We start from the raw sequence: 9,425 nt of genomic DNA on the forward strand, positions 1-9,425 counted from the left end.
TCTCTACTTTGTACAGTATACGCGATTTCTATCGACAAAACCACTTGTAGGCATAAAAAAAGGCGAACAGGAATTAGATTCTCCGTTCACCACTTTTGTTCGTTGCTTATTTAGCTAGAGCGTCTTTTGCTTGTGTCGCGATTTGCGTGAAAGCTACTTCATCGTGAACGGCAAGATCCGCTAACATTTTACGGTTCATATCAATACCAGCTAATTTCAAACCGTGCATGAATTTGCTGTAAGAAAGATCATTCAAACGAGCCGCTGCATTGATACGTGCAATCCATAATTTACGGAAATCACGTTTCTTTTGACGACGATCACGGTAAGCATATTGGTAAGATTTCATTACCGCTTGGTTTGCTACTTTATATAGTGTGTGCTTCGAGCCATAATAGCCCTTTGCTAATTTAATTATCTTTTTACGACGTTTGCGTGTTACTGTTCCGCCTTTTACGCGTGGCATATAAATTACCTCCTAATGGGTTTTCACAAAAATAGATTCTGTGTTTTTCCGTATTAAAACTTACTTATTTCATTTTAGCGACCATTTGACGAATACGTCTGAAGTCACCTTTTGAAACTAACGCACTTTTACGTAGTTTACGTTTTTGTTTTTGAGATTTGTTTGCGAACATATGACTTGTGTAACCGTGCGAACGTTTTAATTTACCAGAACCTGTTCTTTTGAAACGCTTAGCAGAGCCACGGTGAGTTTTCATTTTTGGCATGAATATTTCCTCCTCTAAAACTTTACTTCTCTTGAATTGGTGCAAGGACTAAGAACATTGAACGTCCGTCCATTTTTGGTCTTTGCTCAATTGTACTAAGATCTTCACACTCTTTTGCAAAGCGGTCAAGCACCTTCTGACCAATTTCTTTATGGGTAATCGCACGTCCTTTAAAGCGGATAGAGCATTTTACTTTATCGCCTTTTTGAAGGAACTTGCGCGCATTACGTAGTTTCGTATCGAAATCATGTTCGTCAATCGTAGGACTTAAACGAACCTCTTTCATTACGATGATTTTTTGATTTTTGCGAGCTTCTTTGTCTTTCTTCTGTTGCTCAAAGCGGAATTTACCATAGTCCATAATACGGGCTACTGGCGGTTTCGCTGTCGGTGCAACTAGAACAACATCCAAATTGGCTTTCTCCGCAATTTCAAGTGCTTCAGCTTTTGTTTTAACTCCAAGCTGTTCGCCATCTTGATCAATCAATCTTAATTCACGTGCACGAATCCCATCGTTTACTAACATGTCTTTGCTAATGGTGAGCCACCTCCATAAATTATTACTCATAACAAGTGAAAGTACGCATTAAAAAAAGCGCCGGTTTCATTACAAACCCGCACATCAGAAAATTCACATAGTACATACGTGAACCATAATTCCAATTCTTTGCCTGCAAATATATATTTACGAGGCGAGAAGCGGGATGCTCCTTCTTTCTTGTCATTCATTAACCAGAAGTTATTGTACCACGGCTAGACTGCATATGTCAAATCACCTACTCATTCGACCACGAGATTTATCATACCAAAGTTTTTGTGGCTTTTCAAGAGCTTTTCGGAAACTTTTTCAAATTTCGAGTTCTTGAAATAGAATTTTAAATGGGCTGTTAATCGTTTGCTTCATGATTTGTGTCATGATTTCGTCTTTTTCAGATTGGCCAATTGGTTTTGTGGCACCTGCTTTATTCCAATTTTTAACGGATGCAGGATCAGCGATGAAACCACCGCGAACGAGCTCACCGGTCAGTTGAAAGTGTTGACCGGATTGATTTTCGACAATGATATGGTTGTTGCGGGCTGTAAGTATTAGTTGACTGGTTTGCGTCATTTCTCCCAATTCAATTCCCAACTAAATCCAAATTTATCAACAACCTTCGCATGAACTGCTCCCCAAAACGCTTCTTGGAGCTCCATCTCAACTATCCCTTCTTCAGCCAGCGCTGTATAAATTGTCGTAATTTCTTCCTCTGAGTCAAACTCCAATCCAAGCATAACGCTATTTCCTTCTGTAACTGGTGTTTGGAAAATATCATTGAGGTATAATGTCAATTGCTCATTAATAACGATTTCTGCATGGAGGACTTTGTTTGGGTATTGCTCAAAACCAGGAATTCCATCTGACATTTGCAAATTTTTGATTTCACCACCAAAAATAGCGTGGTAATAAGAAACAGCTTCTTTGCAATGATCGGTTGTTAAATACGGTATTAGTTTTTTCATTTTCAACATCCTTTCATCTTTATTAATACAATCAGGATACGCGATATCGTCATTATTTGCAAATGAAGCTTCTCTATATAACAAATTAATCTCAAAACTTGACACTTTTATAGTTTAGTTATAAACTAAAGGTGTTAACAACCTAGAAAATACTATATGTAGAAAAGTTAAAGAAACGGGGGTATAAAAGAATGACTGTACAAGAAAGGTTACAACGGATTAATGAGTTAAGCCGCCTCTCTAGAGAATACCCACTGACAGATAGCGAAAAAAGAGAGCAACGTCATTTAAGGCAAGAATATATTAAAAGTTTGCGGTTTGGCTTTAGAAACATGGTAGAAGGCCTAAAAGTAATGGATGAAAACAATAATGATGTCACACCAGAAAAACTTAAAAGAATTCAAAAAGAAAAAGGTATTCATAATCGCTAAAGCACTCATAGCGATATAAAAATAGGAGGAATAATTTATGACTTATCAAGAAATTATCCATTTTTGGTTTGAAGAATGTGAACCGAGCCAGTGGTTTAAGAAGGATGAACATTTCGATGTATTAATTAAAGAACGTTATCAATCCATTCATAGTCAAGTGGCTAACGGAGAAAAAGCCAACTGGCGCGAAACAGTAGCAGGACGATTAGCTGAAATTATCGTATTAGATCAGTTTTCAAGGAATTTATACCGAGATGATGCTCGTTCTTTCGCCTATGATGGCATGGCCTTAGTTTTAGCACAGGAGGCTATTGCCTCAGGGGAACTAGATGCGTTATCGGTTACACAACGGGCCTTCTTGTACATGCCCTTCATGCATTCTGAATCATTAATTATTCATGAGGAGGCCGTGAAACATTTTTCTGAGGTTGGGATGGAATCAAATCTCCAATTTGAGCACAAGCATCGCGATATTTTACTGCGTTTTGGACGCTATCCTCATCGAAATGCTATCTTAGGAAGAGTCTCTACAGAAGAAGAAATCGCCTTTCTAAAAGAACCAGATTCCTCTTTTTGAGTCACACAGAAAATAAACAAAAGACGATTGGCCGCTTGAGCCCATCGTCTTTTGTTTTAATAAAATTAACGAATTTCTTTAATACGAGCTGCTTTACCACGTAGATCACGTAGGTAATACAATTTCGCACGACGTACTTTACCACGACGTAATACTTCTAATTTAGCGATACGCGGTGTGTGTACAGGGAATGTACGCTCAACGCCAACACTATAAGAGATTTTACGAACTGTAAAAGTTTCGCTGATTCCTGCTCCACGGCGTTTGATTACAACACCTTCAAAAAGCTGAATACGTTCGCGAGTTCCCTCGACAACCTTCACGTGAAGGCGAACAGTATCACCAGGACGGAAGCTAGGCACGTCTGGATTTAATTGACTTTTAGTAATTTCATTGATTAACAAATTCATTACACTTCATCTCCTTCCAACAGACATTCTTTCATTCAACATATGTAATGAAGCGGAACATCGTTATAAAACTGGATTTGTCCAGTTACTAATCTAATCTATCACATTTATCATGACCTGTAAAGTATTTTTTCTTGATGGCTAAAATATGGTATGATAGAGTCATCTAATTTGATTGAGAGGATGTGTGCCAAAATGAGAGCAATGACACAAAATAATCTCACACAATTAACTACATTGCCATACTTATTCCCCGTAAATTGTTATTTGGTAACAGATGGAGACTTCCTTACGCTTATCGACACAGCTTTGCCTATGAGCGCTAACAAAATTATACAACATATCGCGGCTACTGGCCTACCACTCCGCTATATTATTTTAAGCCATGCGCATGGTGATCACATTGGTTCTATACAAGCAATTATAGAGGCATATCCAGATGCGGAGGTTATGATTTCTGATAGGGAACTGCAATTAATTAAAAGGCCTGAAACATATGCCTTTGAAGCGCAAAAACCAATTAAAGGCTCTTATCCAAAAGTATTTCCCGTTAAAGTGACCAAAACGATTGGCGAGGGCGATATGATTGGTTCTCTATCCGTAATCGAGACACCTGGGCACACGCCGGGCTCCATCTCTTTTTTAGATAACCGAACGAGAGCCATCATGGTTGGCGATTTAATACAGACACAAGGCGGCATTGCAATTGCAGGCGATACTCGTCCACTCTTCCCTTTTCCGACAATGGGAACGTGGGATTTAGAAACCGGTATTGCCTCTACCGAAAAAATCTTGTCGCATCATCCAAGCTTACTTGCAGTTGGACATGGACGAATGGTTCCAGAACCGATGCTCGCACTCGAACAAGCACTAACTCGCGCGAAAAAAAAGATTACAGCAACAAAGAAATAGAGAGCAAGCGTATGAGGCGGCTCTCCATTTCTCTTTATTAAAATCTCGTAATCTTTGTCATAACGACTGTTCCGTAGCCAACTTGACTCATGAGTAATTTACCATCTTCTTCACGGATAAACTGCTCCTCAAAATGGCAATTAAGAACAGCATCACCACCAAGTTCATGCGCTTGCTCTTGCAACCCACGAACAATACCAGAAAAATCAGATGTTGCCGCCCAACCTACTTTTGCTTCTGCTTGCACGTAATTGCGAACAAATACCACTTTTACAACATCGTGATTTACCGCAGTCGGTCCAGTTGATACGAGCACTGACTCCACGTCACGGTTCAACACATCATCGCGATTTTCTGCCTCTTCATTTTTAAAAATTCCCATACCTAGTCCACTCCTTTTTGTATCTCCTCTAACCACTTTCGTTGCTGATCAGATAAAGTATAACTTTCAAGTAAGTCTGGCCGGCGTTCCCATGTTCGACGCAAAGATTCACGCTCTCGCCACTCCTCAATCAATTTATGATTCCCATTTAAAAGCACCTCTGGAACCTCCATATCACGAAACTGTGCTGGTCGCGTGTAATGTGGGTGTTCAAGTAAACCTGTAGAAAATGAATCCGTTACAGCCGAATCCGCATTACCAAGCGCTCCTGGTAGCAAACGAATCACACTATCCATCATCGCCATTGCCCCGATTTCACCACCTGTTAAGATATAATCACCAATCGAAACCTCATCTGTTACTAGAAACTCACGGATTCTCTCATCATATCCCTCATAATGCCCACAGATAAAAATCAAATGTTCCTCTCGTGCAAATTCCTCCGCCAATTTCTGATCAAATCGCTTACCAGCTGGGTCCATTAAAATGATTCGCGGATTTGTATTCGGTGTACTCGTTCGCAAAGCTTCCACCGCCGAGAAAATCGGTTGCGCCTTCAAAAGCATCCCAGCCCCACCGCCATATGGGTAATCATCCACCGTTTGATGCTTTCCTTCTGCATATTCCCGAAAGTCCGTAATAGAAACATCTACAAGCCCTTTTTCAATTGTTTTTTTGATAATTGAATTTCCCGTCATACCGTCGAACATCGTTGGAAAAATCGACAAAACATCCATTTTCATTTAGTCAAACAATCCTTCCATAACAGAAATCGTAATTTTCTTATCCTTGATGTTGACTGACTTCACAACGTCTGCGATATAAGGTACAAGCTTATCCTTTTGCCCTTTCTTTTGCACAACCCAGACATCATTTGCACCTGGCGTCAAAATCTCGCTAATTTCACCCAGCAACTCGCCTTCTTCCGTGTAGACCTCACAACCGACAATCTCATGGAAATAATATTCATTCTCCTCCAACTCACCCAGTTGTGATTCTGGCACTTTCAGCATTCCGTCACGCATCCGCTCCACATTATTAATTCCAATAATACCCTCAAACGTCAACAAATCAAAATTCTTATGTTTCCGGTGTGTCTTGATAATCAATTTTTCAGGTTTTTTACCACCTTTTGCAAATAAAAATAATTCACTTCCTTGAGCAAATCGCTCATCCGCAAAATCTGTCTGCGAAATCACGCGTACTTCTCCCATTAAACCGTGTGTATTTACTATTTTTCCTACATTAAACATCTGCTCCATACTTTCACCTCTAGCGTATTTCTACTATAATATTGTCTTTTACTAAAATCGTCTTAGTAAACATCGAATCGTCCCAAGTATCGCCAACTGCAACATCTAGAATAGCATCTAATTCTTGCTCTTTAATTTCGCTTCCTAGCGGTAAAATGTCTAACTGTTCCACTTGAAATTCAATGAGCTTCACTTTCTCATAACGCATTTCTATTTCTTTAGCAAAATAGTTGTTCACCGACTCTTGATTAAACTTGTTTCTACGCTCCATCTTTTTTTGTTCAAAATGAAGTTGATCACTTTCCTTTTGCAGCTTTTGTCGTTGCTCTGAGTAGTATTGCAATAACTTTTCTTTACTTCTTACTGTGAGAACTTGCTTTAAAGTAACTTTTTGGATAATTTTCATGCGGAACACTCCTTTATCCGTTGAAGGTGTTTGTTTTATTGTAACACATTGAAAAGCTGAACGGGCTCGTTCAGCTCCGAAAAAATTTGTTAGGGGCCGTAGTAAAAAGCCGTTCTTGCTTTTTATGGAGGGCACGAAAATTTCGAGGAGGTATCCCGTTAAGCTGGATCTAAAAGCGGTGATAGACCAAAAAACGAGGCGTTCCCGCGAACATGATTGCCCCGTACTATGAACCATTATCAAATTAGTCTGAGTCTCTCATTTAGGTTCTAAAAAACATGGCAAAAAAGTATCAATTTACCGCTATACCTATTTCAGCGTCAAACGGCTACTGGTGGATTACCTGCCAATTTATTCTAGATTGGGCATTCAAAAAGACTAAAGGATTACCTGCTCGCTTCGCTCTCATGCATATTGGAGCCGTAATTCACTTTGTTCAAACGGCTCCAACAAAAAACCACCTCACAAATTAATGTGGGCGGTCATTCAATGATTTCGAGACGCACTTTCTTCTCGCTACGGTTTCCGGATGCATAGACAAGCGTGCGAATCGATTTCGCGATTCGTCCTTGCTTGCCTATCACGCGGCCCATATCATCTTTGTTTACTGATAATTTATAAAGAAGGCTTGTAGCGCTCTCTTCTACCGCGACAACAACGTCATCTTGATAATCGACAAGAGGCTTTACGATGGTTAGAATTAAATCCTCCATAGCCATGACCTTTATTACTTACCTAGTTTTGAATTGTGGAATTTTTCCATAATGCCTTCATTTGACAACAAGTTACGAACTGTGTCAGATGGTTTCGCGCCATTATGCAACCATTTTAAAACTGCTTCTTCGTCGATTTTCACTTCTGCTGGGTTCAATAGTGGATTGTATGTACCCACTGTTTCAATTGAACGGCCATCACGTGGAGAACGAGAATCTGCAACTTGAATACGGTAGAAAGGTTTCTTGTTAGAACCCATACGTTTTAAACGAATTTTAACTGCCATTTATATATACACCTCCATAAAGTCTTACACAAGTATATATATTACCAGTAAAGAATTTGTTTGTAAAGTGTTTTTTCTTTACAGGTGCATTTTTTCTTTCTTTTTTTCTGGCAAATTAGCTGTTATCCTATTTAAATAGCGACAGTAGCCCGAAATATTGTGTTCCACATCATCAATTCGAACACGGAAAGAATGGTGTCTAATAAAGAAACTATGCATAATTCGCGCTGGATTTTTATAATACATGGCGAGCTCCGGATAGAAAAATCCATTGAGTTGATAATCCGCTCGTTTTTCGATTGTTCGCTCTAATTTCTCACGATTAAAACCTTGGAGTAGATATCCCTTATTCGCAGCTTCAATTCGTTCGCACATATCATGGGTAGCAACTGTCAATTCTAAAAAAGTCGGGAATGTTGTTTCGCGGTCATGAATAAAGTCAAGACGCCCAGCTGCATTTTTTAGACCAAATTCAAAATAACGATCTTCTGGTAAATATTTCATTATTTCATTTGTGCAGTAGCTAAGCCAATGATCATGATTTTTCCAATATTCTTTTTCTATAAAATGATTAAAAGCCTTCGTCGCAACATCTAGCCAGCGTGAATCCCGGTCAATTTCATATAGACGCAATAAGCCAAGAACCGCCTCGCCATCATAATAAATGATTCGAAAAGCATCTTTTACAGCCAATGTTGGATATTCTAACACATGAATAAACTGGCCATTCTCCTGTTGTTGGTCACAAATCACATGTGCCAATTTCTGACACAGATCCAAATAATCATTATTTTTAGTCACCTGAATATACTTCGAAAAAGCCAGAATTGCTGCCGCATTTGCGCCTAGTTTAATTTCATTGTTATCCCGTTCGATGACATAGGCACGATCCCCCTGCTCCCTTATTAAGTCAATAGCCAGAAACCGCAATGCCCGCTCTGCTGCCCGCAAGATTTTCTCATCACCAGATACTTCATACGACTCAATCATAGAATAAGTCGAACTCGCATGGCGTAAACTGTTGTAGTGCTGGATTTTCTTATCAAAGCACGAAAAGTAACCATAAATAAATTCGCCATCTACGCCGACCTGATCCGCCAAATACGCGCCAGATTGCTGGATAAGCTCGGCTACATCAGACGGTTCCAAGTGTGATATCACACGCCGGCCATGATTCAATTCACCACTATAAAGTGGCAAAACGGTGTTCCCATCAAAATAAAAACCAATTGTATCAAAAACAACAATCTCTGAATCAGCCTCGATTTCTAATTTCCCATGCTCCTTGTGCGATTGAACTAAATAACGATTTAAGTTTTCTACATTTAACGCTATCCCAGCTTCCTTAGGCTGTATCATAGCATTGCCGTTAATCTCTTGTTCTAATAAAGCCGTATAAAACCCCTTATCAAAAGAAACTCCAAGACGGCCGTAGTTCTTCTTTGTATGTAACGCAATATCATTCCATTCTGAAAAAAGCATCGTCTCGAACTGGCAAGCCACATCAATTTTGAAAGTAGTTGTATGCTTATCCGTCTCCTTTTGTATTTGCTTAAAAATATAATCAAGCGAGGCATTACTATAATTGATGACGGTCGCACGCTTTTCATTATGCTCCAACGACAAAAATACTTTCCAATTCCCATGCCAATTCATATTCCCAATTTGTTTTGCTTTTTTTTCAATATTTTTTTTAATTTCCAAAATCGCATCAACACTGTTCATAACTTTCCACCCCTTATATAAGAGTCTGAGACAAAAGGTTCTCTGACCTAGAAAAATACGTATCCAAAATCTGCATTTAGATTTTGGATACGTATTTT

At 39.2% G+C, this 9,425-nt stretch carries 16 protein-coding genes and 1 other annotated feature; of the genes, 3 read left to right on the top strand and 13 right to left on the bottom strand.

Going from position 1 to position 9,425, the window contains the following annotated elements:
* Positions 1-106: 106 nt before the first annotated feature.
* The 5 genes from rplT to R8925_RS12470 form a co-directional block, all read right to left on the bottom strand.
* On the bottom strand, positions 107-466 hold the full coding sequence (rplT, locus tag R8925_RS12450) for a 50S ribosomal protein L20 (protein WP_430536159.1): 360 nt from the start codon (positions 464-466) through the stop codon (positions 107-109).
* 64 nt (positions 467-530) lie between these two features.
* Positions 531-731, bottom strand: a complete 201-nt coding sequence (rpmI, locus tag R8925_RS12455) for a 50S ribosomal protein L35 (RefSeq protein ID WP_036072786.1) — start codon at positions 729-731, stop codon at positions 531-533.
* A 22-nt stretch (positions 732-753) separates the two neighbouring features.
* Complete coding sequence (gene infC / locus R8925_RS12460) at positions 754-1,269, bottom strand: translation initiation factor IF-3 (RefSeq protein WP_133619884.1); 516 nt, start codon at positions 1,267-1,269, stop codon at positions 754-756.
* Between the two features lie 45 nt (positions 1,270-1,314).
* Positions 1,315-1,453: a sequence feature (ribosomal protein L20 leader region), on the bottom strand.
* Between the two features lie 125 nt (positions 1,454-1,578).
* The gene (locus R8925_RS12465) at positions 1,579-1,839 is read right to left on the bottom strand and encodes an Imm74 family immunity protein (RefSeq protein WP_430536160.1); all 261 of its coding nucleotides are present in this window, start codon (positions 1,837-1,839) and stop codon (positions 1,579-1,581) included.
* Entirely contained in the window at positions 1,836-2,231 is a 396-nt protein-coding gene (locus R8925_RS12470; protein WP_430536161.1) for a VOC family protein, read from the bottom strand. Before R8925_RS12470 ends, R8925_RS12465 begins: the two co-directional genes overlap by 4 nt.
* A 191-nt stretch (positions 2,232-2,422) precedes the next feature.
* On the opposite strand from R8925_RS12470, the gene R8925_RS12475 reads away from it, so the two are divergent.
* A complete protein-coding gene (locus R8925_RS12475; protein ID WP_430536162.1) occupies positions 2,423-2,662 on the top strand; it encodes a DUF896 domain-containing protein in 240 nt (79 codons plus the stop codon).
* A gap of 37 nt (positions 2,663-2,699) precedes the next feature.
* Entirely contained in the window at positions 2,700-3,239 is a 540-nt protein-coding gene (locus tag R8925_RS12480) for a DUF924 family protein (protein ID WP_430536163.1), read from the top strand.
* A 65-nt stretch (positions 3,240-3,304) separates the two neighbouring features.
* Here the strand turns inward: R8925_RS12480 and rplS are convergent, their stop codons facing one another.
* On the bottom strand, positions 3,305-3,649 hold the full coding sequence (rplS, locus tag R8925_RS12485; RefSeq protein WP_036064629.1) for a 50S ribosomal protein L19: 345 nt from the start codon (positions 3,647-3,649) through the stop codon (positions 3,305-3,307).
* Between the two features lie 195 nt (positions 3,650-3,844).
* Between rplS and R8925_RS12490 the strand changes: the two genes are divergently transcribed.
* Complete coding sequence (locus R8925_RS12490) at positions 3,845-4,561, top strand: MBL fold metallo-hydrolase (protein ID WP_430536164.1); 717 nt, start codon at positions 3,845-3,847, stop codon at positions 4,559-4,561.
* A 37-nt stretch (positions 4,562-4,598) separates the two neighbouring features.
* Here the strand turns inward: R8925_RS12490 and R8925_RS12495 are convergent, their stop codons facing one another.
* From R8925_RS12495 to R8925_RS12525, 7 genes are all read right to left on the bottom strand, one after another.
* On the bottom strand, positions 4,599-4,943 hold the full coding sequence (locus R8925_RS12495) for a hypothetical protein (protein ID WP_430536165.1): 345 nt from the start codon (positions 4,941-4,943) through the stop codon (positions 4,599-4,601).
* A 2-nt stretch (positions 4,944-4,945) separates the two neighbouring features.
* Positions 4,946-5,686 carry a tRNA (guanosine(37)-N1)-methyltransferase TrmD gene (gene trmD / locus R8925_RS12500; protein ID WP_430536166.1) on the bottom strand — a complete coding sequence of 247 codons (741 nt, stop codon included), beginning with the start codon at positions 5,684-5,686 and terminating at the stop codon, positions 4,946-4,948.
* Positions 5,687-6,205: a ribosome maturation factor RimM gene (gene rimM / locus R8925_RS12505; protein ID WP_430536167.1), complete on the bottom strand. Its 519-nt coding sequence runs from the start codon at positions 6,203-6,205 to the stop codon at positions 5,687-5,689.
* A 10-nt stretch (positions 6,206-6,215) separates the two neighbouring features.
* Positions 6,216-6,602, bottom strand: coding sequence for a YlqD family protein (locus tag R8925_RS12510; protein ID WP_430536168.1), 387 nt, complete (start codon positions 6,600-6,602; stop codon positions 6,216-6,218).
* Positions 6,603-7,084: 482 nt separating this feature from the next.
* Positions 7,085-7,315: a KH domain-containing protein gene (locus R8925_RS12515; protein WP_430536169.1), complete on the bottom strand. Its 231-nt coding sequence runs from the start codon at positions 7,313-7,315 to the stop codon at positions 7,085-7,087.
* A gap of 14 nt (positions 7,316-7,329) precedes the next feature.
* Positions 7,330-7,602, bottom strand: a complete 273-nt coding sequence (gene rpsP, locus R8925_RS12520) for a 30S ribosomal protein S16 (RefSeq protein WP_036093318.1) — start codon at positions 7,600-7,602, stop codon at positions 7,330-7,332.
* A 78-nt stretch (positions 7,603-7,680) separates the two neighbouring features.
* Positions 7,681-9,327, bottom strand: coding sequence for a poly(glycerol-phosphate) alpha-glucosyltransferase (locus tag R8925_RS12525; protein ID WP_430536170.1), 1,647 nt, complete (start codon positions 9,325-9,327; stop codon positions 7,681-7,683).
* Between the last annotated feature and the right edge of the window lie 98 nt (positions 9,328-9,425).

The organism is Listeria rocourtiae subsp. hofi (assembly GCF_963575615.1).
Classification (GTDB): Bacteria; Bacillota; Bacilli; order Lactobacillales; family Listeriaceae; genus Listeria_A; species Listeria_A hofi.